Below are 16,100 nucleotides of genomic sequence, written 5' to 3' on the forward strand. Positions count from 1 at the left end.
TGATGGGTCCGGGAAACCTGCTGGACACCGTCATCCGACCATTGCAAGGTGTATTCAATCGGTGTCTGCGGCAAGGCCGGATTGCGGCTAAAACCTGTCAAACTGATTACAAATACGACAGAATGAACGCAGCAGGCAGAGTAACGTTAGAGCGCGCATGGCTAGCATTACACCCTTACAGTTCGACAAGTCCCCGAAAATTGCGTTTCACCGTACCGAAATGTCGGCCATTCTCGATATTTACGGCAAGATGGTCATGGCCGGGCAGGCCAAGGATTACGCGATCGGGATGCATGAAGATCATGCCGTGTTCGCGATCTTCAGGCGTCACGCTGAGGCGCCAACGTGGCGCATCGAGAAAATCCCCGAGCTGCGTAATCGCCAGGGCGCTTTCGTCGTCTATGGAAATCAGGGGCAGGTTCTAAAACGCGGGCACGACATCAAGACAGTTCTCAAGGTTTTCGAGACGCGAAAATTCGAAGTTCTGAATTTCGGAAAGCCGTCCTGAGGCACCCGCCCTCTAATGGGTGCGGCGCGTGAAGACTTTCTGCAGGATGCCCAGCATACCCTTGAACTCCATACCGCCTTCGCTCACCGCAAGGGCAAGACAGACACCGTCATCGTCACCGACCGGCGCGTGTGTGTCTGACGGTGTTTTGAGACAGATGTCGCCGGGGCCGTAGCTGCCGACCTCATCTGAAAAGCCGCCCTGAACGACGAGCGTCAGTTCGTCACCAAAGTGCGAGTGGCTCGGGACTGTCGCGCCGGGCTCGATCCGGTAGAGGTGAGCATGACCGCCGGAAGCGGTTCCGATCTCAAGACGCTTCACCCCGCTGGTCATACGCTTCCAACCGCCGCGCATGCACGACTCCAGAGCTTTTTCCCGGAGAGGCTCAGGCAGGTCGAGAAGCTCGGTCAAGCGCTCGCTGGCCAGTTTCGCCGCGTCCGTCGGATCAACCTCATCCTCAAGATCATCAATTGCCTGGAGGGTGCGCTCAAATGCGTTGGGGGCCAGCATGCTCGGGGTTTCGCGCTCGAGGAAAATGCCCGAAATCGCTTCTGCGTGATTAACCCTGTCGCGAATATCGGACCGGATGGCCGCTTGCGTCTCAACAAGCAGCCTGAAGGAGGGACTAAGCGTCCCTGCCGCGTAGGCGGCATAAAGATCCGACAGTTGAGAGACGCCGTCTTTCAAACCTCAAATACCTCTCTTCGCCCATAACTGGGTCTTGCGTACAAAGACGGATATTGAGCAGCGGTGAACAAGGTCAAGAATTTGCGATCAGGAGGTGTGCTATGTCGCACTTACTCGCGCGACAGGACGCCTCGGAGTTTGTCGAACGCCAGACGAATGCGAGATTTGACCGTCCCCAGGGGAAGGCTGAACCTGTCCGCGATCTCGGCGTGGGACATGCCGTCATAGAACGCCGCTTTCAGAAGCTCCAGCTGCTCTGGCGGCAGAATGGTGAGCTTGTCGCGCACTTCAGCCTCCAGCTGCGCCTGGGACAGGCTCTCAAACGGTGCCTGTTCGGGTGCGGGCTGGAGCATTGGCTCTTCTGGTGACAGGTCCGGTTTCGAGGCGCGGCGGAACAGGTCGATCTGCCGGTTGCGGGCGATCCTGAAGATCCATGTCGATACCGACGCCTGCTCAGGGTCGAACTGCCCGGCCTTGCGCCACACTGTCAGCATCACGTCCTGAACGATCTCCTCGGCCTGCGCATCGTCTGCCCCCATCCGCAGGAGGTAGGACTTGAGACGGGGTCCGAAAAATTCGAAGAGCGTACCGAACGCACGCCTGTCGCCGCGCTCGGAAATGCGTTTCATGCAGTCTGCATGAAGCGAGCGCGGATTATCGACTTGATCAAGGCGGGCGACAGACAAGGTTACATCCGTTAGCAGCAGCACACCTATTGTCTGTGTTTGTTGCAACTTGTGCAACCTTTGATCGCGCCTCTAACGAATCTGTGATCACGCATTCGTCAAAATTCCGCCTTAACCTTTAGGCATTTGAAGTCACCGGAACGAATTTCCATACACGAAAATAGTAACAGACCAGACGCTCACCATGATCCGTATTGCCGCAATAGCCGCCCTCTGCAGCGCCGTCGCCATTCCCGCGGCTACAGCCGCCCCAACAGCGATTGGGCGTTATGAAAACTGGACCGTTTTCACTGAAGAAGTCGGCGGCGAGAAGCTTTGCTATGCCGCGACAGAAGCCACCGACAAGGCGCCCCAATCGGCCAATCATGGCGATGTCTGGTTCTTCGTATCGAACTGGGCATCCGGCAAGGCACGCAGCCAGCCGAGCCTGAAAGTTGGTTATGATCTTCGCGCTGACCTTCCTGCACGCGCCAGCGTCGGCCGGTCTGGCTGGACACTGTACGGTGTCGGCGGCGAGGCCTTTGCGCAGGACCGTGACGATTCACAGATTGTCGACGCTCTGCGCCGCGGCAGCGAGCTGCACGTAGAGGCGGTCTCCTCGCGCAACACGCAGGTCTCCTACCACTTCTCGCTGTCAGGGTCAGCGGCGGCTATCGACAAGGCCTCTTCGCTTTGCCGATAACGGAATGCGCCTGATCAGGCCGTTGCGGTTTCCCGCTGCACTTCGAGCCCAGCCATGTCGCCCGTTTCGCGCCATGATTTGAGGATCGAGAAATACTCCATCGATCCACCGCCATAGAATGAATTCTGGCGGGCGCGCGCGGCGATTTGACCTTCATTATTGTAGTAGCCGGGCGTGCATTCGGCGAGAAACTTCTCGCGCATCTGGGCCTTGGAAATGATGGTCTCCACCCAGTTAGCTTGCGCGTCCTTCTCCGGCTCGATCTGCACAATCCCCTCATCGAAGGCGCGCGACAGGATGTAGCCAAGATGCACGGCCTGCTCATCCAGCTGGTGTGGGTAGTTCGCGGTAAAGGCGGCCTGCGCCCCGCCCATCACGAAGACGTTTGGGAAATCTCGCACGAACATGCCATGCAAGCTCTCAACGCCTCCTTCCCAGGCTTCTGACAGCGACTTGCCGCCCCGGCCATAGAGTTCATATCCCGACCGGCGTGTATAGCTGGTGCCAACTTCGAAACCCGTCGCATAGATAAGGCAGTCGATTTCATATTCTTTGCCAGCGACAACGACGCCTTTTTCGGTGATGCGCTCAACGCCTTTACCGTCTGTATCGATCAGGTGGACGCTGTCGCGGTTGAAGGTCGCAAGATAGTCGTCATGGAAGCATGGGCGCTTGCAGAACTGGCGATACCATGGCTTCAGCGCGTCCGCCGTCTTGCTGTCCGCGATCACTTCATCGACGCGTGCCCGGATAGACTCCATCTTCTTGAAATCAGCCAGTTCGCCGATCTCTTCCAGCTCCTTGGCGGTCAGCTGTTTGCCGTCCTGCTTGCTGGCGATGAAGAGGAGGTTGCGGATGATGTCGGTCCAGCCATCCTGAACGAGGTCTTCAGCCTGATAGCCGCCAGAGACAAGGATATTGAAATTATCCATGCGCTTCTTCTGCCAGCCCGGCTCCAGCGATTTGGCCCAGTCCTGATCGGTCTGCTTATTATCGCGCACATCGATTGAGCTTGGCGTGCGCTGGAAGACGAACAGCTCTTTCGCGCCTGCGCCCAGGTGCGGGACGCATTGCACGGCGGTCGCGCCGGTGCCAATGATACCGACGCGCTTGTCTGCAAGCTTGTCGAGGCCGCCCTCCGGACCGCCGCCCGTATAGTCATAGTCCCACCGGCTTGTATGGAAGGTGTGACCCTTGAACTTCTCGATACCCGGAATGCCCGGCAGCTTTGGCCGGTGGAGCGGTCCGTTCGACATGATGACATAGCGCGCTTTCATGGCATCGCCGCGATTGGTCTCGACGATCCAGCGCTTTGACGCCTCATCCCAGTTCATCGCCGTGACTTCGGTCTGGAACAGCACGTCGTCATAAAGGTCGTAATGACGGGCGATGCGCGCGCTATGCTCAAGGATTTCCTTGGCTGGCGTGTACTTTTCCCTCGGCATAAAGCCGGTTTCTTCCAGTAGGGGCAGGTAGATATAGCTTTCGATGTCGCAGGCCGCGCCCGGATAGCGGTTCCAGTACCAGGTGCCGCCGAAGTCGCCGCCCTTCTCGATCATGCGGATGTTCTTGAGGCCCGCCTCACGCAGTCTCGCCCCGGCAAGAAGCCCGCCAAAACCTCCACCAACGACGATGATGTCTATCTCATCGTTTAGCGGTGCGCGGTCGATTTTTTCGTCGATGTATGGGTCTTCGACATAGCCGGCATACTCACCCTTGATCTCGACATATTGTTCGTTCGCGTCATCGCGCAGGCGCTTATCGCGTTCTGCGCGATAACGTTCGCGCAGCTTGTCTGGATCGAAATCGATTCCGGGTGTTCCGTCAGCCATACTTTCCTCCCACGGAGCCTTTGTGGCCCTCTGTCGTGATGCGCCGCAGCAAACCTGTCCTGATCTGCTTAGATTATCAGGCAGGACGTGCTATGTGCGGCGTCGATGAAACATGTTCTGGACCTTTCACGCGGCGTCAATGCAAGCGTTAGTTCGGCCAAATCGCTGGCCGGCCTGTCTATCCCTGCCCTGAAAGCAGAGATGGAAGCCCTCGGCCTCGACCCGAAAAAAGCGGGAATGCGCGCCAAGCAGCTGCGCCGCTGGATTCACCATTTCGGCGTGCAGGACTTTTCCGGCATGACCGATATCGCCAAGGAATTGCGCGCGGAGCTGGCGGAGAAATACATCCTGACCCGCCCGGAAATCGCTGAACACAAGGTCTCGGTCGACGGTACGCAGAAATGGCTGACCCGCTTCCAGCCAGGCGTCGAGGGCGAAAGCGTCTTCATTCCCGATGTTGGTCGCTCAGGCGCGCTTTGCGTCTCGAGCCAGGTCGGCTGCACGCTGAACTGCACCTTCTGCCACACCGGCACACAGAAGCTGGTGCGGAACCTGACCGCGCAGGAAATTGTCAGCCAGGTCCTCATCGCGCGTGATGAGCTGTCGGAATGGCCGTCCTCGAACGAGAACCGCAAGCTCACCAATATCGTGTTCATGGGCATGGGTGAGCCGCTCTACAATCTCGATAATGTGGCAGAAGCTATCGACACGATTTCGGATGGCGACGGCATCGCGCTCGGCCGCCGCCGGATCACCGTATCGACGGCAGGCGTGGCGCCGAAGATTCCAGAACTGGGTGAGCGCACAGGCGCCATGCTGGCCATCTCGCTGCACGCAGTCCGCGATGATCTGCGCAATGAGATTGTACCGATCAACAAGAAGTATGATCTGCAGACCCTGTTCGAAGCGATCCGCGCCTATCCAAACCTTGGCAACTCCAAACGGGTGACGTTCGAATACGTCATGCTGAAAGGCGTCAACGACTCGCTCGCCGAAGCGCGTGATCTCGTGAAGCTGCTCAAGGGTGTGCCCGCGAAGATCAACCTCATCCCGTTCAACCCGTGGCCGGGCAGCCCCTATGAGTGCTCGGACTGGGAAACGATCGAGAACTTCGCCGAAGTCGTGAACCGGGCCGGTTACGCCTCCCCGATCCGCACACCGCGCGGCCGCGATATCTTCGCTGCCTGCGGCCAGCTGCGCTCTGAAAGCGTGAAGAAATCGGCTGCGGAAAAGCGCCGCGAAGCGCTGGAGCAGCAGGCCGAAGCCTGAGTCTGCCTGCAATAGTGCGCCGCGCTAGGCGGTGTGGCGCGCCTCTTCCCCGGCATCCCTTGCATAGAGCCCTTTCACCAGATTGCGGACGAAGGCGATGTGGCTGCGCAGGTGATAAACCTCTTCGGTGTATGACAGCGGCACATCGAGCTCACCGACCTCTTTCTGAAGCTCTGACAGCTCATCCAGCACCTTGTCACGCGCCTCGTCATTCGAGGCTTCGCGTCCGCGCGCCTCGAGCTCTCTCAGGTCGGAATACCAGACATAGATCTTGCGGCGCACGCGCCAGCGATAGATCGGCGGCGCAACGCGGATCAGCGGAATGAGTAGAGTGATGAGCGGGATCAGGAACACCCAGGCGCGCTCAAGGAAGTTTGCGATCTGAAACGAAAAATAGTTTCGCAGGAAAGATGGCCCATTCTTCCAGAAGCGCTCAGCCTCGCTCGACAGTGGCATGTCGACAAGTTCAGGGGCCGGAAACTCCCCGGCATTCGCAAAAGCGCTATTGCCAGCGTGGATGTCTTCGGACGCCTCAAGCAGCAGCGACTGAATGGCCGGATGCAGGTTCTCTCGAATGGCGAGCTGCGCGACAGAAGCAATAAGCGGTACATCGGCGGCAGGTATGTCAGCCTCGAGATCAACAATCCCGCGATAGAGCGTGACCGGGTCGAGCGCGCGCGTGCGACGGGCCAGTGCAGGTGCCCGGTCAAACGGCAGAAGCGCGATGCCCGGTTCCTCTATGAGGCGCTGGACATAAGGCGCGTTCATCGAGGCGGAGAATGCAGCTGCATCTATGTCGCCTGCCAGAAGCGCACTCGCGGCGGCCTGCCCGCTTTCTATGCTTTGCGAAGGTGAGGGCCAGTCGCCGCCCCAGGCGTCCTGCATCTGGAGCGCCAGCGCCCGCGTGCCCGACCCTTCCGGACCGATCGCAAAGCGGACATCCCGCAGACCGCCAAATCCATCAATGGCGGCCTCAGACCGGACGAAGACCCAGAATGGCTCATGAAACATGCCCGCCAGCGAATTCAGCGTTTCACGGTCATCGTCAGTCGCAAGCCCGCCCTGCACGAAAGCCATCCCTGCCCGGCCCGACCGGAGAAGCTCGATATTCTCAAGCGAGCCGCGTGTTTCCAGTATTTCGACTTCGACATCGCTCTCGGCCAGCCTGTCGGCATATTCCTGCGCGAGGGCATAGTATGCGCCGCCTGAGTTGCCCGCTGCGAAGGTAACGCGCGATGGCGGCGCCGGGTCGATCAGCGCAAGCGCGACCCAGATACTGATCGCGACAAGCAGCGCCAGCGGGCCATAGACCTTCAGGATGTCTTTCATAGATTTTTCCATTCGCGCCCCCGCTTGTCACAAGACTAGTGCGGGCCAGCACAAGCGTCGAGTAGGCGCTTCGTTTCGTTTCGCGCCTGCCCAAGGGCAGCGCGAGCGCGACAAAATGCGCCCAGATTACTGCTAATTGAGTCGTTTTCCGTTGTGCGGCTGCCTATGTTAGGGTCCAGAAGATTGAGACCAACAGACGGATCCAAACTATGAACATGCGTAATCTCGCTGTCTGGGGACTGATTGCTGCTCTCGTCGTGGCCATGATGATCGCCATGCAGGGCTCATCTGTCGCGTCGAACGCGGAGAAGGTGCCGATTTCCGACCTTCGCCAGATGGCAACGGAAGGCCAGCTCGCTGAAGTGACGGTCACGAATGACCGCATCACCGCCGAGACCAGTGGCGGAGACACCTATTACGCTGAGAAGCTGCCGACCAATATCGAGGCATCGACCTGGTTTGCCGATCAGGGCGTCACCGTGAATGAAGACGCAGAGAGCGGCTTCAGCCTTGGCGGCCTGCTGCTCAACCTGCTTCCACTGATCCTCATCCTCGGCCTCTTCCTGTTCCTGATGCGTCAGATGCAGGGCGGCGGCGGTGGCCGCGGCGCCATGAGCTTCGGCAAATCGCGTGCTCGCATGCTGACCGAAAAGCACGGCCGCGTGACCTTTGACGACGTCGCTGGCGTCGATGAAGCCAAGGAAGAGCTGCAGGAAGTCGTCGAGTTCCTGAAGGACCCGTCACGCTTTCAGCGCCTTGGCGGCAAGATCCCGAAGGGCGCCCTTCTTATTGGTCCTCCGGGCACGGGTAAGACGCTTATCGCCCGCGCCGTTGCAGGCGAAGCTGGTGTGCCGTTCTTCACCATTTCCGGTTCGGACTTTGTCGAGATGTTTGTCGGCGTTGGCGCGAGCCGCGTGCGCGACATGTTCGAGCAGGCAAAGCGTAATGCGCCCTGCATCATCTTCATCGACGAAATCGATGCCGTCGGCCGCTCACGTGGTGCAGGTATCGGCGGCGGCAACGATGAGCGCGAACAGACGCTCAACCAGCTCCTCGTCGAAATGGACGGCTTTGAGTCCAATGAGGGCATCATCATCATCGCCGCGACGAACCGTCCTGACGTGCTTGACCCGGCGCTGCTGCGCCCTGGCCGTTTTGACCGCCAGGTTACCGTCAACAATCCGGACATCATGGGCCGTGAGCGCATCCTGAAAGTTCACATGCGCAACGTGCCGCTCGCCAAGGACGTCGAGCCGAAGGTGATCGCACGAGGAACGCCGGGCTTCTCCGGTGCTGACCTTGCGAACCTTGTGAACGAGGCTGCCCTTCTTGCGGCCCGGCGCGGCAAGCGCGTCGTCGCCATGCAGGAGTTTGAGGACGCCAAGGACAAGGTCCTTATGGGCCCCGAAAAGCGCTCCATGGTCATGTCGGACAAGGAGAAGCGCCTCACCGCCTATCATGAGGCAGGTCACGCAATCGTCAGCCTGAAAATGCCGGCCACCGACCCGGTTCACAAGGCAACGATCATTCCGCGCGGCCGCGCGCTCGGCATGGTCATGCAGCTGCCGGAAGACGACAAGTACTCGCAGACCCGTCAGGAAATGACCTCCAGACTGGCAGTCCTCATGGGCGGCCGCGTCGCCGAGGAACTTGCTTTCGGTGAGGATGCCGTGACCTCCGGCGCCTCGTCCGACATCCAGATGGCGACCCGCATCGCGCGCGCCATGGTGACGAGCTACGGCCTCTCGGATGAGATCGGTCCTGTCGACTATTCCGACAATAGCGACCCGTATTCGCGCCCGAACCACGTCTCGGAAGAAACTTCCAAGCGTATCGAGGAAGAGGTCCGCAAGCTGATCCAGCACGGTAAGGATGAGGCGCGCCGCATCATGACCGACTACAAGGATCAGTGGACGGCGATCGCTGAAGGGCTGCTTGAATACGAAACGCTCACCGGCGAAGAGCTAAACGACCTCCTCAATGGCAAGCCGCCGACCCGTCCAGATGAACCGGACGAGCCGCAAGGTCCAGCCTCGGCTGTGCCGGTCATCGGGAAGCGCCGCAAGAATCGCGGCGACGAACCAGGCGGCGAGCCGGAACCGGCCTGATCCGGGCCAATCGCTAAAGCATTGCAAAGAGGCGCAGCCCATATAGGCTGCGCCTCATGTTTTTGAGATTCGCAATTCCCGGCGCCGCTTTACTTCTGGCTGCCTGTCAGCAGGAAGCCCCAGCTGAACTCGGCGGCGACGCATTTCTGACCAGCCTGGAGCCCTATTGCGGAAACGCGTATCTCGGCCGGGTAGTCAGCGATGACCCTCAGGACGCCGGATGGGCCTCGCAGGCCGTGATCGCGGATTTCGACTATTGCACCGAGACGGCGGCACGCATTCCGCTTCATGTCGGCGAAGACCATTCGCGCATGTGGCTCCTCGCGCTTGGTGATGATGGCCGCATCGCGCTCCGTCACCAGCACACGCATGAAGATGGCAGCCCCGACGCTCTGACCATGTATGGCGGAAAGTCATCTGACAGCTCTGATGCGACGCGGCAGGAATTTCCTGCTGACCAGCGCACCAAGGACCTCTTCGATGCTGAAGAGATTCCCGTTTCCAAGGCGAATGTCTGGGCCATGGAGATCCATCCGGGTCAGGACATGTTCGCCTATGAGCTGAAGCGGCCAGAACGCTTCTTCCGGGTGGAGTTTGACCTCTCCCAGCCTGTCGAGGCGCCCGCCGACCCCTGGTAATACGCGTCTGCTGAAACCCCGCTTTTCCAGCCGGGCCATAGCGTCTATTTCAGCAGCATGACGACTGAATCCGAAAACAAGTCTGGCCGCGTTCTGGTCATTGCAGGTTCTGACTCCGGCGGAGGTGCAGGCATACAGGCCGACATCAAGGCCATCATGGCAATGGGCGGCTATGCGATGACCGCCGTCACGGCCATAACCGTGCAGGACACGACCGGCGTGCAAGATGTGCACCCCATCCCGGTCAGCACGGTTATCTCTCAGATGAAAGTCTGCCTCGCCGATATTGGCGCAGATGCGATCAAGACAGGTATGCTCGGGTACGCAGAGCTTGTCGAGCAGGCCGCAGAAACACTCGACGAGCAGGCAAGAGACACGCCGCGCATTATCGACCCCGTCATGGTGGCGACATCGGGTGACAGGCTGGTCGACCGGCGGGCTGTGGAGAGCATTGCCTCCCTTCTGGTGCCGGGCGCCGCCCTCGTCACGCCGAACGCGCCAGAGGCAGAAATCCTGACCGGCAAGTCCGTGGACGGTGTGAACGGCCAGCGGCGCGCCGCTGAAGCTCTCCTGAAACGCGGTGCTCAAGGCGCCCTTGTGAAGGGCGGGCACATTCCGGGCAATCCGGTCATCGATGTGCTTCAGACGATCCACGGCGAATGGATCTTCGAGAGCGCCCGCATCAACACGACGTCCACACACGGGACCGGATGCACGCTGGCCAGCGCCATCTCTGCCCGCATTGCTCTTGGCGACGACACGCAGGACGCCGTCGAAGCCGCGCGCGACTATCTCCACCGCGCCATCGCAGTGGCAAAGGGCTTCGGCAATGGGCACGGCCCCGTGCATCATGGCTGGCCTATGGACAGACAAGATGAGCGCTAAGACCTTTTTCCCAGCAGCGCTGGGCGACCTCCGAAAACGTTACGATGCGTGGCTCGTCACCTCGCCGCATGTGACGCCGCCAATGCGCGGCCTGACGGATGAAGGCACGCTGCCGCTCGACAAGGCTGGACTTGCCGCGCGCGGCTGGAGCGACCTGCCCATTGACTGGATACCGGCGGACGGCGGCGTACTACATGGGGGCTATGGCGAAGACCGGGCCATCTACGACACCCCCATCTTCAATCCGCCAGGCGATGAGCCGCGCACGCTTCATCTCGGCCTTGACGTCTTCACCGCGGCAGGCGCGCCAGTCTTCGCCCCGCTGGATGGAGAGGTGCACAGCCTCCAGCGCAATGATAATGATAAGGACTATGGGCCGACGCTCATCCTGCAGCATGACGTCGAGCCCGGACTGACCTTTTACACGCTCTACGGTCACCTCGACCCGAGCCTTCTCGAGACACTCCAGCCCGGCGATGAAGTGAAGGCTGGGCAAGAAATTGCGCATCTTGGAGACAACAGCGTGAATGGCGGCTGGGCACCCCACCTCCATTTTCAGGTCATGCTAGAGATGCTCGGAAAGACTGGCGACTTCCCCGGCGTTTGCCGCAAGAGCGAGGCCGCTCAGTGGCTACAACTCTGCCCAGATCCCCGCGCGCTGATCGGGCTAGCCAGCTAGAAGCGCCGGACGAGATATACGCCCAGCACCAGAAACCCGATACCGACGAGCCTCAATGGCGTCGCGGGGCGCACCGCTTGCCCGAATGCGCCGAACTGGTCGTAGAGAACCGCGGCGGTCAGCTGACCCGCAATGACGGCGCTGACCCATGCGGCGACACCGATGCGCGGCACCGCAGTTGCAGAGCTCGCCACCATGATTGCGCCGATCAGCCCTCCTATCCACGCCCAGGCGGGCACGGTCAGGGTCTGGCTGATACTCGGGACCTTGTAGCCAAGGACAATGTTCACCGCGAGCAGGGCCAGCCAGCCGATCGAGAAGGAGATGAAGGCCGCCTGCACCCGCCCACCAACCCCGCTCGCCAGCCGGCCATTGATGGCCCCCTGCGCGGCGATGAGCGTGCCGCAGATAAATCCCAGTCCGACGAGCAGCTGCCCCCAGTTCATTCCATCCTCCGCGTACAAGCTGAGCTGGCACACTGACGCGATTGTCTCCGGCAAGCCAGTGCGAGCCTTTCTCAAGCATCGCTTAGAAAGTCTGGTTTGTGGAACGGCTTGGTTTGCCGTAGGTCGGGGCGGCACTTGAAACGCTCCGGGAGCCTGACATGACGGCCATTCCTTTCTACCAGATCGACGCATTTGCCAGCCAGCCATTTGAAGGCAATCAGGCCTGCGTGATGCCGCTGGACGGGTTCCTGCCAGATGGGACGCTGCAGGCCATCGCGGCAGAAAACAATGTGGCCGAGACGGCTTTCATCGTCGCCAAGAAGCCCGGACACTACGCCCTGCGCTGGTTCACGCCTGCCGTGGAAGTCCCGCTTTGTGGCCATGCTACGCTGGCATCGGCGCATGCAATCTATACGCATCTCGGCTTCGACGGCGAGGAGATCGCCTTTGAGACCGTCCAGTCAGGCGTCCTGAAAGTCCGCCGCCTGTCAGACGAGACCTATGAGATGGATTTCCCGGCACCAAAGGTCGAGAAGATCGCCGTCACTGAAGACGTCGCAGCAGCGCTTGGCGCGTGGCCTTTGGAAGCCTGGGGCGGCCCGTTCTATGCAGCGGTGTTCGGCACGCCCGAAGATATCGAAGAGCTCAAACCCGATATCAGCCTACTCAAGACGCTCGGCGTCAGCGGCATTGGCGGAAACTGGGAAAGGGGCAATTTCGGATGCGTCGCACCAGGCGGCGCCGACGGTGCTGACCTCACAAGCCGTTTCTTCGCCCCGGGCAGCGGCATTGATGAAGACCCGGCCACAGGCAGCTGGCACTGCATGGTCGCTGCCATCATGGGACCGCGCCTGAAGCGCCCGCTCGATTGCTATCAGGCCTATCCGGGACGCGGCGCGAAAATCGGGATCGAGCTTATCGGCGACCGGGTGAAGCTGCGCGGCGATGCGGTGACCGTCATCGAAGGCAAGTTCACGCTCTAGGCATCTTGCCCGCGTGGTTCGATGTCGCTCACCATGCGGGCATACTCAAGCGTCGCCAAAGGCCGCATGGTGAGCGATGTCGAACCACTAGGCCTGCCACCTCTAGAACGGCCGGTCTCCATTCACCGTCACCCGCCGCATATATCGGCGGTGGCCCGCATAGTCATTCAGGGCAAAGTGCCAGGTTGAGCGATTGTCCCAGAAAGCGACCGAGCCTGCTTCCCAACGGAAGCGGCAGGTGAACTGCTCCTGCCTTGAATGCTCGAACAGATAGTTGAGCAGCGGGCGGCTCTCACGTTTCGTCCAGCCCTTGAAGCGCAGCGTGAAGGCCGGGTTCACGTACAGGCCCTTGCGACCTGTCTCTGGATGGGTGCGCACCACAGGATGCTCGAACTCCGGCGCATTGTCGGCCTGTTTCGTCTCCATCGACTGACGGCCCATCGCTGATTGACCTTTTGGCCCATACTCCCGCCCTGCAGAATGGATGGCGGTGAGCCCTTCCAGTGTCGCTTTCAGCCCATCCGACAGGGCGTCGTATGCCATATGCTGGTTCGCCCAGAGCGTGTCACCGCCATAGGGCGGGACCTCTATCGCGTGCAGGATGGAGCCGAGCGCAGGCTCCTCAAGGAAGGACATATCGGTGTGCCAGCCACCGCCGAAATTAGTCTTCTCTTCCGGCTCCTTGATGATTTCGAGGATCTCGGGGTGGCCCTCCATCCCCTTCACATAGGGATGGACGTTGAGGCTGCCGAAACGCCTGCCAAACGCTTTGTGGCGCTCGGGGCTCAGATCATTCTGGTCCCTGAAGAAGATGACGTGATGATCGAGGAATGCCCGGTGCACCTTGTCGAAGGCTTCATTGGAAAGGTCTTGCGAAAGATCGACCCCCTCAATCTCTGCGCCCAGCGCCCCCGAAATTGGCCTGACATTGATTTCACGGTTCATCGTCTATCCTCCACTGGGCAGTCTTGCGCCGCCTCTGGCTCAGGATAGCAGACCCGCCTTCGGGCCGGAAGATCAGGAAGAAGCAGCGGCGCGCTTGCGGCTCTGGCGCTGTGAGAACCACACACCCGCCAGGATCAGGATGAAGGCAGCGACCGCATTCCAGCTTTGTGTTTCCCCAAAGGCGAAATAGCCGAGCACCGCCGACATGATCGGAATGACATAGCCGGTCAGCGCCACGAAAGTCGCGCTGGTCCGGGCGACAAGCTGCATCAACAGAATGCCGGCAAGACCTGTCGAGACAGCGCCGAGGCCCAGAATGCAGAGCAGGCTCGCCTTCGTGGGGTCGACCGTCTCCCAGTCGGTCCAGAACAGCATCGGTACCGACGTGATCGACGCAACGGTGAGAAACCCGACCGGAAGCACGATGGGCGGGAGGCGCGGTGCCTGTCGGGCGATGATGCTGTTCACCGCGTAACAAAAGGCCCCGCCGAGAACGAGCAGCTGCGCGATGAGGTCCACATTGCCGAGCCCCTGCATCGCGTCCGGGCCGAGCAGCAGCGCGACACCCGCAAAGCCTGTCGCAAGGCCTGCAATCTTGAAGCCTGTGAAGCGCTCATCATGGAAATAGAAATGCGCGAGCACCGCAGTGAAAAGCGGCGCGCCCGATATCAGAAGCGCGGCCAGCGACGAGTCGATCGTCTTCTGCCCGATCGTGATGAGATAGAATGGTAGCGCCGTGCCAGCCACGCCCATGCCGACAATAGCGAGCCAGGATGAACGATCCGAAAAGGGTGGCAGGCGATCACCGCGAACGAGCATCACTGCCCAGAGGGTCAGCGCCCCTGTCATCAGGCGCCCCGGAATGATTACGCTGGCCGGTAGTTCACCCACGGCGACCTTGGTCATCGCAAATGCGCTCGCCCAGCAAGCAGACAGAAGCAGGAACAGGCCCCAGTCGGCAGGTGAACGCTTTGTCTGCATGAAGGCTGGCCCGTAAATCTATTGCCGACAGGGACTCGCACCCCAGCGGGCCTCCGGCAAGTCTCCAGCTCTCTATATTGTCACAATTGTTTCCCTATGCGGCGGCGCACAAGTCTGTCATAAGGGCGGTGGGCCAGCCCTCCCCAACGAGGGCCAGCCTATCTGTAAGGATAGGAGTAAAACAGATGACACTACCCCCCAAGCCGGAGGTCCGTCCGGCGTGCCCGCATTTTTCATCGGGCCCGACGGCCAAACGCCCCGGATTTTCCCTCGCACAACTCGAAACGACAGCCTTTGGCCGCTCGCACCGCGCCAAGGATGCGAAAGCCAAGCTGAAGGAAGCGATTGATCGCACCAAGCAGGTGCTGAACCTTCCTGCTGACTATCGCGTCGCCATCGTGCCCGCTTCTGATACGGGCGCTGTCGAGATGTGCATGTGGTCCATGCTCGGCGCAAAGCCCGTCGATATCTTTGCCTGGGAAAGCTTCGGCAAGGATTGGGTGACCGATGCCCAGAAGCAGCTGAAACTCGAGAATTGCGAGGTCTATGTCGGCGACTATGGCGTCCTGCCGCCTTTCGAGAAGGCGCGGGATGATGCTGATATCGTCTTCACCTGGAACGGCACCACGTCAGGCGTTCGCGTCGATGACCATAGCTGGATCAAGCCAAACCCGGACCGCGTCGTGATCTGCGATGCGACCTCGGCGGTATTCGCGCAGGACATCCCGTTCGAGAAGCTCGATGTCATCACCTATAGCTGGCAGAAAGTGCTCGGCGGTGAAGCGGCCCACGGCATGCTGATCCTCAGCCCGAACGCCGTGAAGCGCCTCGAGAGCTACACGCCGGACCGCCCGCTTCCGAAAATCTTCCGCATGACCAGCGGCGGCAAGCTCAACGAAGCGCTCTTCGAGGGCGCGACGATCAACACGCCGTCCATGCTCTGCGTTGAAGATTATCTGCGCGCGCTCGACTGGGCCGAAGAGTGTGGCGGCCTGAAAGGCCTCAAGGCCCGCTCTGACAAGAGCCTCGGCATCCTTGAGGACTGGGTCGCGAAAACCGACTGGATCGACTTCCTCTGTGCGGACAAGGCCACGCGGTCGAATACGGGTGTCACCTTCAAGATCACCGATCCGCGGGTCGCGAAGCTTGATACCGACGCGCAGGAAGCCTTCGTGAAAAAGATGGTCACCCTGATCGAGAAGGAAGGCGCCGGTTTCGACTTCAACTCCTATGCGAAGGCCCCTCCGGGTCTGCGTATCTGGGTTGGTTCAACCGTAGAGCCGTCTGACGTCGAGAAACTGTTGCCATGGCTCAACTGGGCCTTTGCGACGGTCGCTTCCGACCTTCAGGACGCCTGACCACACGCCGCTCATCCCCGCGAAGGCGGGGATCTCGTGCCACAAACCTTTCCCTTCATTGCCTGAGGTCCCCGCCTTCGCGGG

General features: G+C 60.4%; 16 protein-coding genes. 9 read left to right on the plus strand and 7 right to left on the minus strand.

All coding sequences use genetic code 11. The annotated features are described in order from the left end of the window. The first annotated feature begins 157 nt into the window (after positions 1–157). On the plus strand, positions 158–508 hold the full coding sequence (locus D1222_RS05160) for a DUF2794 domain-containing protein (RefSeq protein ID WP_119453127.1): 351 nt from the start codon (positions 158–160) through the stop codon (positions 506–508). 12 nt (positions 509–520) lie between these two features. Here D1222_RS05160 and D1222_RS05165 read toward each other — a convergent pair whose 3' ends face one another. After that, positions 521–1,195 carry a ChrR family anti-sigma-E factor gene (locus D1222_RS05165; RefSeq protein WP_119453128.1) on the minus strand — a complete coding sequence of 225 codons (675 nt, stop codon included), beginning with the start codon at positions 1,193–1,195 and terminating at the stop codon, positions 521–523. A gap of 110 nt (positions 1,196–1,305) precedes the next feature. Continuing rightward, a complete protein-coding gene (locus D1222_RS05170; RefSeq protein WP_119453739.1) occupies positions 1,306–1,824 on the minus strand; it encodes a sigma-70 family RNA polymerase sigma factor in 519 nt (172 codons plus the stop codon). 241 nt (positions 1,825–2,065) lie between these two features. On the opposite strand from D1222_RS05170, the gene D1222_RS05175 reads away from it, so the two are divergent. Then, positions 2,066–2,563 carry an invasion associated locus B family protein gene (locus D1222_RS05175; protein ID WP_119453129.1) on the plus strand — a complete coding sequence of 166 codons (498 nt, stop codon included), beginning with the start codon at positions 2,066–2,068 and terminating at the stop codon, positions 2,561–2,563. 14 nt (positions 2,564–2,577) lie between these two features. Here the strand turns inward: D1222_RS05175 and D1222_RS05180 are convergent, their stop codons facing one another. Next, positions 2,578–4,395: a flavin-containing monooxygenase gene (locus tag D1222_RS05180; RefSeq protein ID WP_119453130.1), complete on the minus strand. Its 1,818-nt coding sequence runs from the start codon at positions 4,393–4,395 to the stop codon at positions 2,578–2,580. A 105-nt stretch (positions 4,396–4,500) separates the two neighbouring features. On the opposite strand from D1222_RS05180, the gene rlmN reads away from it, so the two are divergent. After that, entirely contained in the window at positions 4,501–5,664 is a 1,164-nt protein-coding gene (gene rlmN, locus D1222_RS05185; RefSeq protein WP_119453131.1) for a 23S rRNA (adenine(2503)-C(2))-methyltransferase RlmN, read from the plus strand. A 24-nt stretch (positions 5,665–5,688) separates the two neighbouring features. Here rlmN and D1222_RS05190 read toward each other — a convergent pair whose 3' ends face one another. After that, positions 5,689–6,993, minus strand: coding sequence for a TAXI family TRAP transporter solute-binding subunit (locus tag D1222_RS05190; protein ID WP_233348518.1), 1,305 nt, complete (start codon positions 6,991–6,993; stop codon positions 5,689–5,691). 209 nt (positions 6,994–7,202) lie between these two features. On the opposite strand from D1222_RS05190, the gene ftsH reads away from it, so the two are divergent. From ftsH to D1222_RS05215, 4 genes are read left to right on the plus strand one after another with little or no spacing between them, the layout of a single operon-like run. Continuing rightward, entirely contained in the window at positions 7,203–9,101 is a 1,899-nt protein-coding gene (gene ftsH, locus D1222_RS05195) for an ATP-dependent zinc metalloprotease FtsH (protein WP_119453133.1), read from the plus strand. Positions 9,102–9,157: 56 nt separating this feature from the next. Continuing rightward, on the plus strand, positions 9,158–9,739 hold the full coding sequence (locus tag D1222_RS05205) for a hypothetical protein (protein WP_119453134.1): 582 nt from the start codon (positions 9,158–9,160) through the stop codon (positions 9,737–9,739). Positions 9,740–9,796: 57 nt separating this feature from the next. Then, on the plus strand, positions 9,797–10,624 hold the full coding sequence (gene thiD, locus D1222_RS05210) for a bifunctional hydroxymethylpyrimidine kinase/phosphomethylpyrimidine kinase (RefSeq protein WP_119453135.1): 828 nt from the start codon (positions 9,797–9,799) through the stop codon (positions 10,622–10,624). Further along, complete coding sequence (locus D1222_RS05215; RefSeq protein ID WP_119453136.1) at positions 10,614–11,303, plus strand: peptidoglycan DD-metalloendopeptidase family protein; 690 nt, start codon at positions 10,614–10,616, stop codon at positions 11,301–11,303. The genes thiD and D1222_RS05215 overlap by 11 nt, the downstream gene beginning before the upstream one ends. On the opposite strand, the gene D1222_RS05220 is transcribed toward D1222_RS05215, so the two are convergent. Next, entirely contained in the window at positions 11,300–11,749 is a 450-nt protein-coding gene (locus D1222_RS05220) for a DMT family transporter (RefSeq protein ID WP_119453137.1), read from the minus strand. The two genes, D1222_RS05215 and D1222_RS05220, sit on opposite strands and share 4 nt — an antisense overlap. Positions 11,750–11,907: 158 nt before the next feature. Between D1222_RS05220 and D1222_RS05225 the strand changes: the two genes are divergently transcribed. Then, positions 11,908–12,732 (plus strand): PhzF family phenazine biosynthesis protein, encoded by an 825-nt coding sequence (locus tag D1222_RS05225; RefSeq protein ID WP_119453138.1) that lies wholly within the window; start codon positions 11,908–11,910, stop codon positions 12,730–12,732. Positions 12,733–12,834: 102 nt separating this feature from the next. Here the strand turns inward: D1222_RS05225 and D1222_RS05230 are convergent, their stop codons facing one another. Together D1222_RS05230 and D1222_RS05235 are read right to left on the minus strand one after the other, a co-directional pair. Beyond that, positions 12,835–13,677, minus strand: a complete 843-nt coding sequence (locus tag D1222_RS05230) for a TauD/TfdA dioxygenase family protein (protein WP_119453139.1) — start codon at positions 13,675–13,677, stop codon at positions 12,835–12,837. 72 nt (positions 13,678–13,749) lie between these two features. Next, entirely contained in the window at positions 13,750–14,658 is a 909-nt protein-coding gene (locus D1222_RS05235; RefSeq protein ID WP_119453140.1) for a DMT family transporter, read from the minus strand. Positions 14,659–14,843: 185 nt separating this feature from the next. On the opposite strand from D1222_RS05235, the gene D1222_RS05240 reads away from it, so the two are divergent. After that, positions 14,844–16,016 carry a phosphoserine transaminase gene (locus D1222_RS05240; RefSeq protein ID WP_119453141.1) on the plus strand — a complete coding sequence of 391 codons (1,173 nt, stop codon included), beginning with the start codon at positions 14,844–14,846 and terminating at the stop codon, positions 16,014–16,016. The last annotated feature ends 84 nt before the right edge of the window (positions 16,017–16,100 follow it).

This window comes from Henriciella algicola, assembly GCF_003576245.1.
Taxonomy (GTDB): Bacteria; Pseudomonadota; Alphaproteobacteria; order Caulobacterales; family Hyphomonadaceae; genus Henriciella; species Henriciella algicola.

Bases quoted from the DNA above. Each gene is read 5' to 3' on its own strand.
- D1222_RS05160 (WP_119453127.1), top strand. From the start codon at position 158: ATGGCTAGCATTACACCCTTACAGTTCGACAAGTCCCCGAAAATTGCG.
- D1222_RS05170 (WP_119453739.1), bottom strand. From the start codon at position 1,824: ATGAAACGCATTTCCGAGCGCGGCGACAGGCGTGCGTTCGGTACGCTC.
- D1222_RS05175 (WP_119453129.1), top strand. From the start codon at position 2,066: ATGATCCGTATTGCCGCAATAGCCGCCCTCTGCAGCGCCGTCGCCATT.
- D1222_RS05180 (WP_119453130.1), bottom strand. From the start codon at position 4,395: ATGGCTGACGGAACACCCGGAATCGATTTCGATCCAGACAAGCTGCGC.
- rlmN (WP_119453131.1), top strand. From the start codon at position 4,501: ATGAAACATGTTCTGGACCTTTCACGCGGCGTCAATGCAAGCGTTAGT.
- D1222_RS05190 (WP_233348518.1), bottom strand. From the start codon at position 6,993: ATGAAAGACATCCTGAAGGTCTATGGCCCGCTGGCGCTGCTTGTCGCG.
- ftsH (WP_119453133.1), top strand. From the start codon at position 7,203: ATGAACATGCGTAATCTCGCTGTCTGGGGACTGATTGCTGCTCTCGTC.
- D1222_RS05205 (WP_119453134.1), top strand. From the start codon at position 9,158: ATGTTTTTGAGATTCGCAATTCCCGGCGCCGCTTTACTTCTGGCTGCC.
- thiD (WP_119453135.1), top strand. From the start codon at position 9,797: ATGACGACTGAATCCGAAAACAAGTCTGGCCGCGTTCTGGTCATTGCA.
- D1222_RS05215 (WP_119453136.1), top strand. From the start codon at position 10,614: ATGAGCGCTAAGACCTTTTTCCCAGCAGCGCTGGGCGACCTCCGAAAA.
- D1222_RS05220 (WP_119453137.1), bottom strand. From the start codon at position 11,749: ATGAACTGGGGGCAGCTGCTCGTCGGACTGGGATTTATCTGCGGCACG.
- D1222_RS05225 (WP_119453138.1), top strand. From the start codon at position 11,908: ATGACGGCCATTCCTTTCTACCAGATCGACGCATTTGCCAGCCAGCCA.
- D1222_RS05230 (WP_119453139.1), bottom strand. From the start codon at position 13,677: ATGAACCGTGAAATCAATGTCAGGCCAATTTCGGGGGCGCTGGGCGCA.
- D1222_RS05235 (WP_119453140.1), bottom strand. From the start codon at position 14,658: ATGCAGACAAAGCGTTCACCTGCCGACTGGGGCCTGTTCCTGCTTCTG.
- D1222_RS05240 (WP_119453141.1), top strand. From the start codon at position 14,844: ATGACACTACCCCCCAAGCCGGAGGTCCGTCCGGCGTGCCCGCATTTT.